Source organism: Rhodovulum sp. DZ06 (assembly GCF_050586345.1).
GTDB lineage: Bacteria > Pseudomonadota > Alphaproteobacteria > Rhodobacterales > Rhodobacteraceae > JBOCEF01.
The window spans coordinates 19,205-32,161 of record NZ_JBOCEF010000016.1 but is presented as its reverse complement, the minus strand read 5'-3'; the positions used below and the strand labels follow the sequence as shown (position 1 = coordinate 32,161).

10 protein-coding genes, 1 tRNA gene and 1 pseudogene are annotated in these 12,957 nt (G+C 69.4%); 9 read left to right on the top strand and 3 right to left on the bottom strand.

From position 1 onward, the window contains the following. The 3 genes from gyrA to ssb form a co-directional block, all read right to left on the bottom strand. Complete coding sequence (gene gyrA / locus ACQ5SO_RS09295) at positions 1 to 2,787, bottom strand: DNA gyrase subunit A (protein ID WP_430941364.1); 2,787 nt, start codon at positions 2,785 to 2,787, stop codon at positions 1 to 3. A gap of 264 nt (positions 2,788 to 3,051) precedes the next feature. Continuing rightward, on the bottom strand, positions 3,052 to 4,260 hold the full coding sequence (locus tag ACQ5SO_RS09290) for an NAD(P)/FAD-dependent oxidoreductase (RefSeq protein WP_430941313.1): 1,209 nt from the start codon (positions 4,258 to 4,260) through the stop codon (positions 3,052 to 3,054). A 200-nt stretch (positions 4,261 to 4,460) separates the two neighbouring features. Further along, complete coding sequence (ssb, locus tag ACQ5SO_RS09285) at positions 4,461 to 4,973, bottom strand: single-stranded DNA-binding protein (protein ID WP_430941312.1); 513 nt, start codon at positions 4,971 to 4,973, stop codon at positions 4,461 to 4,463. A gap of 400 nt (positions 4,974 to 5,373) precedes the next feature. Here ssb and ACQ5SO_RS09280 point away from each other — a divergent pair, with 400 nt between their 5' ends. The 9 genes and pseudogenes from ACQ5SO_RS09280 (at position 5,374) to ACQ5SO_RS09240 (ending at position 12,876) form a co-directional block, all read left to right on the top strand. After that, entirely contained in the window at positions 5,374 to 6,024 is a 651-nt protein-coding gene (locus ACQ5SO_RS09280) for a rhodanese-like domain-containing protein (protein ID WP_430941311.1), read from the top strand. Between the two features lie 91 nt (positions 6,025 to 6,115). Continuing rightward, positions 6,116 to 6,892 (top strand): LysM peptidoglycan-binding domain-containing protein, encoded by a 777-nt coding sequence (locus ACQ5SO_RS09275; RefSeq protein WP_430941310.1) that lies wholly within the window; start codon positions 6,116 to 6,118, stop codon positions 6,890 to 6,892. 140 nt (positions 6,893 to 7,032) lie between these two features. Next, on the top strand, positions 7,033 to 7,650 hold the full coding sequence (locus ACQ5SO_RS09270) for a hypothetical protein (RefSeq protein ID WP_430941309.1): 618 nt from the start codon (positions 7,033 to 7,035) through the stop codon (positions 7,648 to 7,650). A gap of 186 nt (positions 7,651 to 7,836) precedes the next feature. After that, positions 7,837 to 8,982: pseudogene (locus ACQ5SO_RS09265) on the top strand (excinuclease ABC subunit UvrA); the annotation flags it as partial. Continuing rightward, positions 8,941 to 9,020 (top strand) — tRNA-OTHER (locus tag ACQ5SO_RS09260). The pseudogene ACQ5SO_RS09265 and the gene ACQ5SO_RS09260, both read left to right, overlap by 42 nt. A gap of 13 nt (positions 9,021 to 9,033) precedes the next feature. Further along, complete coding sequence (gene uvrA / locus ACQ5SO_RS09255; protein ID WP_430941368.1) at positions 9,034 to 10,695, top strand: excinuclease ABC subunit UvrA; 1,662 nt, start codon at positions 9,034 to 9,036, stop codon at positions 10,693 to 10,695. Between the two features lie 152 nt (positions 10,696 to 10,847). Beyond that, entirely contained in the window at positions 10,848 to 11,282 is a 435-nt protein-coding gene (locus tag ACQ5SO_RS09250) for a CBS domain-containing protein (RefSeq protein ID WP_430941308.1), read from the top strand. A gap of 241 nt (positions 11,283 to 11,523) precedes the next feature. Beyond that, positions 11,524 to 12,024: a pantetheine-phosphate adenylyltransferase gene (gene coaD / locus ACQ5SO_RS09245; RefSeq protein ID WP_430941307.1), complete on the top strand. Its 501-nt coding sequence runs from the start codon at positions 11,524 to 11,526 to the stop codon at positions 12,022 to 12,024. 330 nt (positions 12,025 to 12,354) lie between these two features. After that, positions 12,355 to 12,876 (top strand): peptidylprolyl isomerase, encoded by a 522-nt coding sequence (locus ACQ5SO_RS09240; RefSeq protein ID WP_430941363.1) that lies wholly within the window; start codon positions 12,355 to 12,357, stop codon positions 12,874 to 12,876. Positions 12,877 to 12,957 lie beyond the last annotated feature (81 nt).

Sequence of the window (12,957 nt, the reverse complement as noted above, 5' to 3'; positions counted from 1 at the left end):
TCAGTCCGCGCCGCCCTCGGGGGCGGGCGAAGCGTCCGGCGTCTGCGAGGCATCGGGGGCCTGCGGCGCGTCGGGCGCGTCAGGCGCGGGCGCGCCGCCCTCGGGGGGCAGGTCGTCCTCGTCATGCGCCTCGGCGATGCGGGCGACCGAGACCACCCGTTCGCCCTCCGCCGCGTTCAGCACCCGCACGCCGCCGGCCCCGCGCGAGCGGAACGAGATCCCGCCCACGGGGCAGCGGATCGACTGGCCGGTATTGGTGGCGAGCATGATCTGGTCGTCGAGATCGACCGGGAAGCTGGCCGCGATGGCCCCGCCGCGCATCGCCCGGTCCATCGCCGCCACGCCCTGGCCGCCGCGTCCGCGCACCGGGTAGTCGTGGGAGGAGGAGAGCTTGCCCGCCCCCCGCTCGGTGATGGTCAGGATCAGGTTTTCCGCCGCCGACATCTCGGCATAGCGGTCCTGGGAGATCGCGGCGCCCTCGACGGCCTCCTCGTCCTCGTCGGCCTCGACCTCCTCGGTCGCGCCTTCGACCGCGCGGCGCATCTTCAGATACGCGGCCCGCTCCTGCGGGTCGGCCTCGAAATGGCGCAGCACGGACATGGAGACGACGTGATCCCCGTCGGCGAGGCGGATGCCCCGCACGCCGGTGGAATCGCGGCCCTTGAATTCGCGCACCTCGGTGACGCGGAAGCGGATGGCGCGGCCCTGGGCCGTCACCAGCATCACGTCGTCCTCGTCCGGCGAGCAGATGCGGGCGCCGATCATCCGCAGGTCTTCGCCCTCGGGGAACTTCATCGCGATCTTGCCGTTGCGCATGACGTTGGTGAAGTCCGAGAGGCGGTTGCGCCGCACCGTGCCCTTGTTGGTGGCGAAGACGATGTTGAGGTCGGCCCATTCCTCCTCGGGCTTGTCCACGTTCATGATCGCGGCGATCGAGACGCCGGAGGGGATCGGCAGGATGTTGACAATGGCCTTGCCGCGCGCCTGTCGGCCGCCCGCGGGCAGGCGCCAGGTCTTCATCTTGTAGACCATGCCGTCATCGGTGAAGAACAGCAGCTGGTCGTGGGAATTGGCGACGAACAGCGTGGTCACCACGTCGTCGTCCTTCATCGCCCCGCCCGACAGGCCCTTGCCGCCGCGCGCCTGGGCGCGGAAATCCACCAGCGGCGTGCGCTTGATGTAGCCCTGCGAGGTGACGGTGACGACCATGTCCTCGCGCTCGATCAGGTCCTCGTCGTCGAGGTCCCCGGCGGCGTCGGTGATCTCGGTCCGGCGCGGATCGGCGAACTTGTCGCGCACCTCGGTCAGCTCGGCCGAGATGATCGACAGGATCCGGTCGCGCGAGCGCAGGATTTCAAGGTAATCCTTGATCTTGACCGCCAGCTCCTCGAGCTCGTCCGTCACTTCCGCGACGCCGAGGGCGGTGAGGCGCTGCAGGCGCAGCTCGAGGATCGAGCGGGCCTGGATCTCGGACAGCCGGTAGGTGCCGTCGTCGTTCATCTTGTGCGACGGGTCGTCGATCAGGCGGATGTACGGCGCGATGTCCTCGGCCGGCCAGTCCTTCTCCATCAGCCGCTGGCGCGCCGTCGCCGGGTCGGGCGAGGAGCGGATCAGGGCGACGACTTCATCGACATTCGACACCGCGACGGCGAGGCCGCAGAGCACGTGGGCCCGCTCGCGCGCCTTGTTCAGAAGGAACGCCGTGCGCCGCGCCACCACTTCCTCGCGGAAGGCGATGAAGGCGGTGAGCATCTTGTGCAGGTCCAGCGTCTCGGGGCGCCCGCCATTGAGGGCGAGCATGTTGCACCCGAAGGAGGTCTGCATCGGCGTGAAGCGCCAGAGCTGGTTCAGCACCACCTCGGCCGTCGCGTCGCGCTTCAGCTCGATGACCACGCGCACGCCGAGCCGGTCGGACTCGTCCGCGACATGGGCGATGCCCTCGATCTTCTTCTCCTTGGCGAGCTCGGCGATGCGTTCGATCATCGTCGCCTTGTTCACCTGGTAGGGGATCTCGTCGATGACGATGGCGAAGCGGTCCTTGCGGATCTCCTCGATCCGGGTCTTGGCGCGCAGGATCACGCTGCCGCGGCCGGTGTGATACGCCTTGCGCGCGCCCGCGCGGCCAAGGATCAGGCCGCCGGTGGGGAAGTCCGGCCCGGGGATGATCTCCATCAGCTCCGAGACGGTCATCTCCGGCCGCTCGATCAGCGCCAGGGCGCCGTCGATCACCTCGCCGAGGTTGTGGGGCGGGATGTTGGTCGCCATGCCGACCGCGATGCCGCCGGCGCCGTTGACCAGGAGGTGCGGGAAGCGGGCGGGGAGCACGATGGGCTCGTTCCGCTCGTTCGCATAGTTCGGCTGGAAGTCGACGGTGTCCTTGTCGATGTCCTCGAGCAGGAACTGCGTGACCTTCTGCAGCCGCGCCTCGGTGTAGCGGTGGGCCGCGGGCTTGTCGCCGTCCATCGAGCCGAAGTTGCCCTGGCCGTCGATCAGCGGCAGGCGCATGGAGAAGTCCTGCGCCAGGCGCGCCATGGCGTCGTAGATCGCGCTGTCGCCATGGGGGTGATAGCGGCCCATGACGTCGCCGACGGCGGTCGCGGACTTGCGGTAGGGCTTGTCCGCGGTCTGGCCGTTCTCGTGCATCGTGTAGAGGATGCGGCGGTGCACGGGCTTGAGGCCGTCGCGCAGGTCCGGGATGGCGCGGCTGACGATCACGCTCATCGCGTAATCGAGATAGCTGCGCTTCATCTCGTCCTCGACCGCGATGGTCGGGCCGTCATGGAACATACGCTCGGGGCGGGGCGCGCCCCCGGAACCCTCGGGCGTGTCGTCTTCGGGCTGATCGGTCTCGTCGGTCAAGGTGGGTCCTGCTCGCGGCCGTTTATGGTTTTAAGGCCCCGGTTATAGACCCCGGGCAGGGGCGGGGCAACGGGGCCACGGGCGTGCGGAGGGGGTTTCGGAAGGGTTTCGGCGCCTTTCGCGGTGCAGCATGAAAAACGCCCGCCCCCGGGGCCGGGGACGGGCGATGTTCGGCGCGGTCGCGCGCGGCTTTCAGAGGGCCTTGAGGTCCGCGTCCGGGGCGGCCAGCGCGTCGGGGTCCGGCGAATGCCCGGCCTCGAGCCAGCGCTTGGCGGTCATGTAGGCGCGCGGGTCGTTCATGGCGTCGACGCACAGAAGCTCCGGCCCGCGGAAATGCCAGACGGACTGGGACCCGGGGCGGGCGCCTTCCTTGACGATCACCCGGTCATAGCCGGTCGAAAGGCCCACGATCTGCAGCTTCACGTCGTACTGGTCGGACCAGAACCAGGGGATCGGGTCGTATGGCGCGGGCTTGTCCAGAAGGGTCAGGGCGCAGTTCTCGGCCTGGTCGATGGCGTTCTGCACCGACTCGAGCCGGATATGCGCGCCGCGCCGCGGGAAGATGGTGCAGTCCCCGGCCGCCACCACGTCGGGATGGGAGGTGCGGCCATGCGCGTCCACCGCGATGGCGCCGTTCTCGACCGCGATGCCCGCGGCCTCGGCGGCCTCGGCATTGGCGATGACGCCGATGCCGACGAGGACGAAATCGGCCTCGACCGTGGAGCCGTCGGCGAGCTCGGCGCCGGTCGCCTTGCCCTCCCCGAGGATCTTCGTCAGCGCCGCGCCCTCGCGCAGGTCGACGCCGTGCGAGGCGTGGAGCGCGCGGTAATAGGCCGAGGTCTCCGGGGAGGCGACGCGCTGCAGGATGCGGTCCGCGGCCTCGAGCAGCGTGACCTCGACGCCGAGGCTCCGCAGCACCGCCGCCGCTTCAAGGCCGATATAGCCGCCGCCGACGATCAGCGCCTTCGCGCCCTCCTGCGCCAGCGGCATCAGCGCGTCGACATCGGCGAGGGAGCGCAGCGGCAGCACGCCGGGCAGGGCGCCGCCGATCGCCTCGGGCAGCATCCGCGGGCGCGATCCGGTGCACAGGGCGAGCTTGTCCCAGGCCAGCGTCTCGCCGCCCGCCAGGGTCAGCGTCTTCGCGGACAGGTCGATCCCCTCCACCGCCGCGTCGGTGCGCAGGGTCACGCCGTGTTCGCCATACCAGGCCTCGGGACGCAGGAAGAGCCGCTCGCGCGCCAGCTTGCCCAGCAGGTACGCCTTGGACAGGGGCGGGCGCTGGTAGGGCGGCGCGGCCTCGTCGCCGAGCAGGGTGATCTCCCCCTCGAAGCCTTCCGAGCGCAGCCTGGCGACCAGCGACGCGCCGGCCTGGCCGGCGCCGATGACGGCGATATGGGTCATGGATGCTCCTCCCGCGGCCCGGCGCGCGGGCGCTTGTTCTGGGGAAAAGGGGATAAACGGGGGTGAGTTGACAGGTCAACGCGAGAGTGCGGCCCGTTTCACCCGGTGAAATCCCGGGCGGGCCGGGCGGAACGCAGAAGGGGCGGCGCGTTGCGGCGCCGCCCCCTGTGATCCGCGCCCCCGTCGGCTGAGGGCTCGGCTCAGAACGGGATCTCGTCGTCGATGTCCGAGCGCCCGCCGCCGAAGCCGCCGCCGCCCTGGGACCCGCCGCCGCCGCCCGAGCCGCCGCCGAAGCCGCCGCCCGACCCGCCGCCGTAGTCACCGCCGCCGCCGCCATAGGAGCCGCCGCCGCCGCCGTCGCCCTGGCGGTCGAGCATCTGCATCGTGCCGCCGAAGTTACGGACCACCACCTCGGTCGTGTACCGGTCCTGGCCGGACTGGTCCTGCCATTTGCGGGTCTCGAGCTGGCCCTCGATATAGACCTTCATGCCCTTGCGCAGATAGCGCTCGCACACACCAGCCAACCCCTCGGAGAAGATGGCCACCGAATGCCACTCCGTCTTCTCCTTGCGCTCCCCGGAATTGCGGTCCTTCCAGGTCTCGGAGGTGGCGATGCGCAGGTTGCACACCTTGCCGCCGTTGGAGAAGGTCCGCACCTCGGGGTCGCGGCCCAGGTTCCCGATCAGAATGACCTTGTTGACGCTGCCAGCCATGCGGCTCTCCCTGTCGTCGATTCTCGAAGTCGCGCGCAGCCTAACGGGTTCGGTCCGGCGGGGCGAGGGGAGGCGGCGCGAGAGATGATTCGCGACGGCCGGACATGTCGGCGATCCCCGATGACCGCGTTCAATCCCGAGTTGAACGCCGCTGCATACGTTTCAACCGGAAAACAATATTCCACGCATGGGTTGTGCGAATATGTACATTTCGCGCCTGCACAATGACGCAAGGACCCTTATTTCAACCGGGGGACGAGGAATTTGCCGCCTGAACACGCATTCAGCGTCTTGATTTTGTCGCCGAACGACAGGCAGACTTTTCCTCAGCGTCATTGTGGTGAAACCAGAAAAGATCGACGCTGCGTTTCACTGCCGAAAGCTTCAAGGAGCGTCCCCCATGCGTCTGCCCCTCGCCTCCGCCCTTTTCGGCCTCGCAGCCCTCGTCTCCGCCCCCGCCTCGGCGCAGGAGGTCTGGATCACCCCCGACATGCCGTTCTTCGAGTTCGAGGTGGAGGGGAAGACCTACGCCATCGAGCGCGAGCAGGACACCGAGCACACCATCACCAACAGCTTCGCCAAGACCTCGCGCCCCTGTCCGCCGTTCTGCGTGCAGCCGGCGAAGGTGGCCGACGGGGTCGAGACGGTGGGCGAGCTGGAGATCATCAGCTTCCTCGAGACCGAGGTGACCGCGGGCACGGGGTATCTCGTGGATGCGCGGGTGCAGAGCTGGTTCGAGCGCGGGACCATCCCCGGCTCGGTGAACCTGCCCTTCACCGTGTTCGCGAACGATCCGTCCAACCCGTTCCTCGACAGCATCAGCCGCGCGCTCGGCGGCACGCTGCTGACCTCGGGGCAGTGGGACTTCTCCAACGCCAAGAAACTGCTGATGTTCTGCAACGGGCCGTGGTGCGGGCAGTCGCCGCGCGCGATCCGCAACCTCATCTCCCTCGGCTACCCGCCTGAAAAGCTGCTCTATTACCGCGGCGGCATGCAGGCCTGGCAGTCGATGGGCTTCAACGTGATCGTGCCGAACAACCCGCAGGGCTGATCCCGGCGCGCCGCCCTCGGCCCGGCCGGGCCGCGTCCACGCACGCATCGCCGGCCGGCCGCCTTTGCCGTATGACCCGGAGGCTCACGCCATGACCTCGCTTCGCTTCGCTCCCGCCCTCGTCGCCGCCTTCCTGCTGGCCGCCCCCGCCGCGACCGCGGCGCCGCTGCCGGGCTCCGAAACCACCCTCGAGATGGTCCAGCGCATCGGCAAGGGCCGGGTGTCGGACCGCCGCCTGACCTCCATCGCCCCGAAGGTCGAGGCGGTGATCGGCGCCCTCGGGGCGCTCGCCGACCAGGACGCCGCCGCCGCCTCGGGCGCGCCGATCACCGACGACACCATCGCCGCGGTCCGCGCCTCGGTGCAGGACCTCGCCAAGGCCGCCCGCTTCAACCGCATCCCCGACGCGCTGCTGCACGCCATGCTGGAGCAGGGCGCCGAGGCCGCCTTCGGGGGCCGCGTGCCCGCGGCGCTGCAGGACGGGCAGGGGCGTCTCGACGCCGCGCAGCTGCTGGCGGGCGTGGTCGGCGCCACCCAGGCCCGCACCGCGAAGATCGACGCCGATTACCTGGCCGCGATCAACGGCGAGGGCGCCCGCACCACCCTGGCGGAGCTGGAGCCCGAGGCCCCCGCGGCGCTGACCCCGACCGCGGCCGCCGTGGCCGAGCCGGACCCGTTCCTGTCGCGGGTCGAGCTGGTGAACGGCGAGCGCTGGATCACGGTGCAGGTCGGCGACACGCTCGGCTCCATCGCCGTCGGGGCCTATGGCGACTCGCTCAACTACCAGCGGATCTACGCCGCCAACCGCGACGTGCTGCGCACCCCCAACACCATCGCGCCCGGCCAGCGGCTGCGCCTGCCGGAGTGATCGGACCCCGCAGTGATCGGACCCCGCTGGGGCGTTTCGGGGTCATAAATTTTGCTCGAAAGGCCGCGCCGGTGCTATTCTGGCGCGGCTTTTTCGATTCCGGCTTTCATTCGACAGGCCTTCCAGAGGGGGAAAGACCCATGCGCAGACCCATCATCGCGGCCGCCATGCTGGCCGCGCTGTCCGCCGCGCCCGCGCACGCCGTCGGCTTCACGCTCGACTTCACCGGCTCGGGCATCATCCCCAACAACTTCGGCGACAATGGCTGGGCCGACCTGTCCTATCGGGCCATCACCCAGGCCGGCTATGGCGACGTGGGGTCCAACGGCACGCTGCAGTTCTGGACGACCGGCTATGCCGATCTCGACGGCGCGGCCTGGAGCACCATCGACGGCTCGCATGGCGAGATCCGCATCGAGGCGCGCAACCCCGGAGAGACGGTGACCATCGACAGTTTCGACATGGGCGGCTGGAGCGCCGATGAAGCGGCCGAGTGGTTCATCTTCGACCTCGCCTGGAACCAGATCGGCTCGGGGACCGGCATCGCGCTGAACACCGGCCCGGCGCTGAACGTCGCGCCCGGCATCTCGGCCGTCGGCGGGCTGATCTTCCAGTGGGGCGCCGATTCCTGGGACGTGGGCGTGGAGAATTTCGCCTATTCCGTCACCGGCGACGCGGTGTCGGACGTGCCGGTTCCCGCCGCCGCGCCGCTGCTGCTCGGCGCGCTCGGCCTGCTGGCGCTGCGCCGCCGCGCCTGACGCCGCCCGCGCCGCGCCGCGCCGCCGTTCCGCCCCCGGACGCCCGCCCGCGTCCGGGGGTTTTTCGTCGCGCCCCCGCACGGGCGGGACCTCTGGCGCGATGTTCTCTTTTTGTTTACCAATGGAGGGACTCGAAACCCCCGCGCCGCGCCCTATGCTGCAACGCGTCTGGGACCGGAGCGCATCATGACCGAGCTGAAGAGCATTTCCATCCGCGGCGCGCGGGAGCACAACCTGACCGGCATCGACGTGGACATCCCGCGCGACCGGCTGGTGGTGATCACCGGGCTGTCCGGCTCGGGCAAGTCGTCGCTCGCCTTCGACACCATCTATGCCGAGGGGCAGCGGCGCTATGTCGAGTCGCTCAGCGCCTATGCGCGCCAGTTCCTCGACATGATGCAGAAGCCCGACGTGGACCATATCGCGGGCCTCTCCCCGGCGATCTCCATCGAGCAGAAGACGACCTCGAAGAACCCGCGCTCCACCGTCGGCACGGTGACCGAGATCTACGACTACATGCGCCTTCTGTTCGCGCGCGCCGGCACGCCCTATTCCCCGGCCACCGGCCTGCCGATCGAGGCGCAGCAGGTCTCGGAGATGGTCGACCGGGTGATGGGGATGGAGGAGGGGACGCGGGCCTACCTGCTCGCCCCCATCATCCGCGACCGCAAGGGCGCCTATGTCAAGGAATTCGCCGACCTGCGCAAACAGGGCTTCGCGCGGGTGAAGGTGAATGGCGAGTTCTACGAGCTCGACGAGCCGCCGACCCTCGACAAGAAGTACCGCCACAACATCGACGTGGTGGTTGACCGCATCGTGGTGAAAGAGGGGATCGAGCAGCGCCTGGCCGACAGCTTTTCCACGGCGCTGGGGCTGGCGGACGGCATCGCGGTGCTCGAGACGGCCCCGCGCGAGGGGGAGCCGGAGCGCATCACCTTCAGCCAGAATTTCGCCTGTCCGGTCAGCGGCTTCACGATCCCCGAGATCGAGCCGCGGCTGTTCTCGTTCAACGCGCCCTTCGGCGCCTGCCCGTCCTGCGACGGGCTGGGGACCGAGGCCTATTTCGACCCGCGGCTGGTCGTCCCCGACGCCTCGCTCTCGCTGATCGGCGGCGCCGTCGCCTCGCTCTCCGAGACCAAGAGCCCGCACTGGCGCCAGACGCTCGAAGCCCTTGCGAAACATTACGAATTCGATCTCAAGACCCCCTGGCGCGACCTGCCGGAACAGGTGCGCAAGGTGATGCTCTACGGCTCGGGCAAGGAGCTGATCAAGTTCCGCTTCGACGATGGCGGGCGGGTCTACAACCTCGAGCGCAGCTTCGAGGGCGCGATTCCCAACCTGGGCCGCCGGTTCAAGACCGGCTCCGCCCTCGCGCGCGAGGCGATGGAGCAGTACCGCAACACCCGCCCCTGTTCGGTCTGCGAAGGCTACCGGCTGCGCGACGAGGCGCTGGCGGTGAAGATCGGCGGGCTGCACGCGGGCCAGGTGGTGCAGATGTCGATCCGCGAGGCGCATGAGTGGACGCTTTCGGTCCCGGATCAGCTGGGCAAGCAGAAGAACGAGATCGCCGGGCCGATCCTGAAGGAAATCCGCGAACGCCTTGGATTCCTTGTGAATGTCGGGCTCGACTACCTGACCCTCGCGCGCGGCTCCGGCACCCTGTCGGGGGGCGAGAGCCAGCGCATCCGGCTCGCCTCGCAGATCGGCTCGGGGCTTCAGGGCGTGCTCTACGTGCTCGACGAACCCTCCATCGGCCTGCACCAGCGCGACAACGGGCGGCTGCTGACCACGCTCAAGAACCTGCGCGACCAGGGCAACTCGGTGATCGTGGTCGAGCATGACGAGGAAGCGATCCGCGAGGCGGATTACGTGCTCGACATCGGCCCCGGGGCGGGGGTGCATGGCGGCCGGATCATCGCCGAGGGGACCCCGGCCGAGATCGCCGCCCACAACGACAGCATCACCGGCATGTACCTGCGCGGCGAGCGGGAGATCGCGATCCCGCATGAGCGGCGCAAGGGCAATGGCAAGTCGGTCGAGGTGATCGGGGCCACGGGCAACAACCTCAAGAACGTCAGCGCCGAGTTCCCGCTGGGCAAATTCGTCTGCGTCACCGGCGTGTCGGGCGGCGGCAAGTCGACCCTGACCATCGAGACGCTGTTCAAGACCGCCTCGATGCGCCTCAACGGCGCCCGCCAGACCCCCGCGCCCTGCGAGCAGATCCGCGGGCTCGAGCATCTCGACAAGGTCATCGACATCGACCAGTCGCCCATCGGGCGCACGCCGCGCTCGAACCCCGCGACCTATACCGGCGCCTTCACCCCGATCCGCGACTGGTTTGCCGGCCTGCCCGAGGCGAAGACCCGCGGCTACCAGGCCGGGCGCTTCAGCTTCAACGTCAAGGGCGGGCGCTGCGAGGCCTGCCAGGGCGACGGCGTGAAGAAGATCGAGATGCATTTCCTGCCCGACGTCTATGTCGAGTGCGAGACCTGCAAGGGCAAGCGCTACAACCGCGAGACCTTGGAAATTCTGTACAAAGGCAAGAGCATCGCGGACGTTCTTGACATGACGGTTGAAGATGCGCGCGACTTCTTCCAGGCCGTCCCCGCGATCCGCGACAAGATGGAGACGCTGATCCGCGTCGGCCTCGGCTATGTCAAGGTCGGCCAGCAGGCGACCACCCTGTCGGGCGGCGAGGCGCAGCGGGTGAAGCTGTCCAAGGAGTTGTCGAAGCGCGCCACCGGCCGCACGCTCTACATCCTCGACGAGCCGACCACGGGCCTTCACTTCGAAGACGTGCGCAAGCTGCTGGAAGTGCTGCAGGAACTGGTGGAGCAGGGCAACACGGTGGTGGTGATCGAGCACAATCTCGACGTCATCAAGACCGCCGACTGGATCATCGACATCGGCCCCGAGGGCGGCGATGGCGGCGGCGAGGTGGTGGCCGCCGGAACCCCCGAGACGGTGGCGGCCGAGCCGCGCTCCCACACCGGGCGGTACCTCGACCCGATCCTCCGCGCCAAGGGCTGGATCGCCGCCGAATGAACCGGGCGGGGGGCCTTCCGGTCACCCGTCGTTAACCAGCCTGAGAAACACGGGTGAATTCGCGGGATTCGCGACGCAATCCGCTTGACCGCCCGCATGAGGCGACGCCACGATGGTGCGACAATCTGGTCGCATTCATTGGGAGGAACGCCATGACCGTCGCCGAGATCCTGCGCAGGAAGCAGATCAAGAACGTCGAGACCGTCTCGCCCTCGGCCTGCATCGCCGACGCGGCCGCCACGCTCTCGAAGATGCGCATCGGCGCGCTGATCTGCTCGGAGGACGGCAAGAGCGTCTCCGGGATGATTTCCGAGCGCGACATCATCCGCGTGCTGGGCGCCGACGGCCCCGGCTGCCTCGACCGGAAGATCTCCGCGATCATGACCTCCAAGGTGCAGACCTGCGCCCCCGACGCCACGGTGGAATCCGTGCTGGGGCGGATGTCCGAGGGCCGCTTCCGCCACATGCCCGTCGTCTCGGACGGAACCCTGGTCGGGCTCGTCTCGATCGGCGACCTGGTCCAGGCGCGGATCGATGATCTCGAGCACGAGACGACCGCCCTCGCCGACATGATCAAGGGCTACTGAGCCCCGCGCGGGGCAGGGCGCGCCGCCCCGGTCCGGCCGGGGCGGCGCTTTCATTGTGGAACGATGTTTCGCGACGTTCCGTCCCATGCCTGCATCCAGTCCTGAACAGGCCTTGACCCCCGCGGCGCAATAATGTTGCGTCGGGGTCAGGAGCGACGCGGGCCCGCCGGGCCCGCCGGATCGCGCGCGCGCCGCGCTTGAACGGGCCCCGCCGCACGGGGGGCCAGGGGGGACCGCCACCATGACCCGCACCGGCCTTTACCCGGGGACCTTCGACCCGGTCACGCTCGGGCATCTCGACATCATCCGCCGGGCCTGCACGCTGGTCGACAAGCTGGTGCTCGGCGTCGCCATCAACCGCGACAAGGGCCCGCTGTTCACGCTCGAGGAACGCACGGCGATGATCGAGGCGGAGTGCGAATCCATCGCGCAGGAGACGGGGACCGAGATCGTCGCCGTTCCGTTCGAGACGCTGCTGATCCATTTCGCCGAGGAGGTCGGGGCCCAGGTCATCATCCGCGGCCTGCGCGCGGTGTCGGATTTCGAATACGAGTTCCAGATGGTCGGCATGAACCGGGCGATGAACGACCGGGTCGAGACGGTGTTCCTGATGGCCGACGCGCATCACCAGGCCATCGCCTCGAAGCTGGTGAAGGAGATCGCGCGCCTCGGCGGCGACGTCTCGGGCTTCGTGACCCCGGCGGTCGAGGCCGCGCTGCTGGACAGGTTCGGCCGCGGCTGAGCCGCCCCGGGCCCGGCCGCCCGGCCTGCCCGGCCGGTCGCGCGGGGGAGGCGATTCCCCCCGTGCCCGGCGCGTCCCGGCCCCGGCGCCGGTAAAGACGCGCCAAGGGTCGTTACCGTTCCGTTCACCTCCCATGCGGCGGGACCGCGCAGGGAAGTCCTTGAGCCGGGCGGCCCCAGCGGCTATCCCCGAAGACCCGCGGCCCCGCGGTCGGGCGCTTCCGCCCGGCAGGACGCCGCGGCGCCTCGCGCAAAACGGACCCGGAGCAGACGCCCCATGACCCGACTTCTCGCCCGCCTCGCCGCCGCGCTCGGCCTCGCGCTCGCCGCCATGGCCCCTCAGACCGCCGCGGCCCAGTCGCCCGAGAACACCCTCGTGATCGAGGCCGACACCGGCGTCATCACCATCGAGATGCTGCCGCAGATCGCGCCGAAACATGTCGAGCAGATCCGCAAGCTGGCCAATTCCGGCGCCTATGACGGGGTCGCCTTCCACCGCGTGATCCGCGGTTTCATGGCCCAGACCGGCGACGTGCAGTTCGGCAAGGCCGAGCCCGGCTCGAACGAGTATTTCCGCGCCGGCACCGGCGGGTCGGACATGCCCGACATCCCGGCCGAGTTCTCGGGGGTTCCGTATGAGCGCGGGATCGTCGGCATGGCCCGGTCGCGCAACCCCAACAGCGCCAACAGCCAGTTCTTCATCATGTTCACCGCGTATCCGTCGCTGAACGGCCAGTACACCGTCTGGGGCCAGGTGATCGACGGCATGGACGCGGTCGACGCCATCGCCAAGGGCGAGCCGCCGGCGAACCCGTCCCGCATGATCCGCGTGCGCACCGCCGACCAGCGCTGAGCCGCGCCGCGCCTCGCCCCCGCACGGGCTTCATGCCCCGTGCGGGGGCTTTGTTTTCCCCGGACAGGCGCGCCCGCGCGC

What these genes read in the sequence shown, in the direction of transcription:
- ssb (WP_430941312.1), bottom strand. Translation starts at nt 4,973, where the DNA reads ATGGCTGGCAGCGTCAACAAGGTCATTCTGATCGGGAACCTGGGCCGC.
- ACQ5SO_RS09250 (WP_430941308.1), top strand. Translation starts at nt 10,848, where the DNA reads ATGACCGTCGCCGAGATCCTGCGCAGGAAGCAGATCAAGAACGTCGAG.
- ACQ5SO_RS09290 (WP_430941313.1), bottom strand. Translation starts at nt 4,260, where the DNA reads ATGACCCATATCGCCGTCATCGGCGCCGGCCAGGCCGGCGCGTCGCTG.
- uvrA (WP_430941368.1), top strand. Translation starts at nt 9,034, where the DNA reads ATGGAGCAGTACCGCAACACCCGCCCCTGTTCGGTCTGCGAAGGCTAC.
- ACQ5SO_RS09275 (WP_430941310.1), top strand. Translation starts at nt 6,116, where the DNA reads ATGACCTCGCTTCGCTTCGCTCCCGCCCTCGTCGCCGCCTTCCTGCTG.
- ACQ5SO_RS09270 (WP_430941309.1), top strand. Translation starts at nt 7,033, where the DNA reads ATGCGCAGACCCATCATCGCGGCCGCCATGCTGGCCGCGCTGTCCGCC.
- ACQ5SO_RS09240 (WP_430941363.1), top strand. Translation starts at nt 12,355, where the DNA reads ATGGCCCCTCAGACCGCCGCGGCCCAGTCGCCCGAGAACACCCTCGTG.
- ACQ5SO_RS09280 (WP_430941311.1), top strand. Translation starts at nt 5,374, where the DNA reads ATGCGTCTGCCCCTCGCCTCCGCCCTTTTCGGCCTCGCAGCCCTCGTC.
- coaD (WP_430941307.1), top strand. Translation starts at nt 11,524, where the DNA reads ATGACCCGCACCGGCCTTTACCCGGGGACCTTCGACCCGGTCACGCTC.
- gyrA (WP_430941364.1), bottom strand. Translation starts at nt 2,787, where the DNA reads ATGTTCCATGACGGCCCGACCATCGCGGTCGAGGACGAGATGAAGCGC.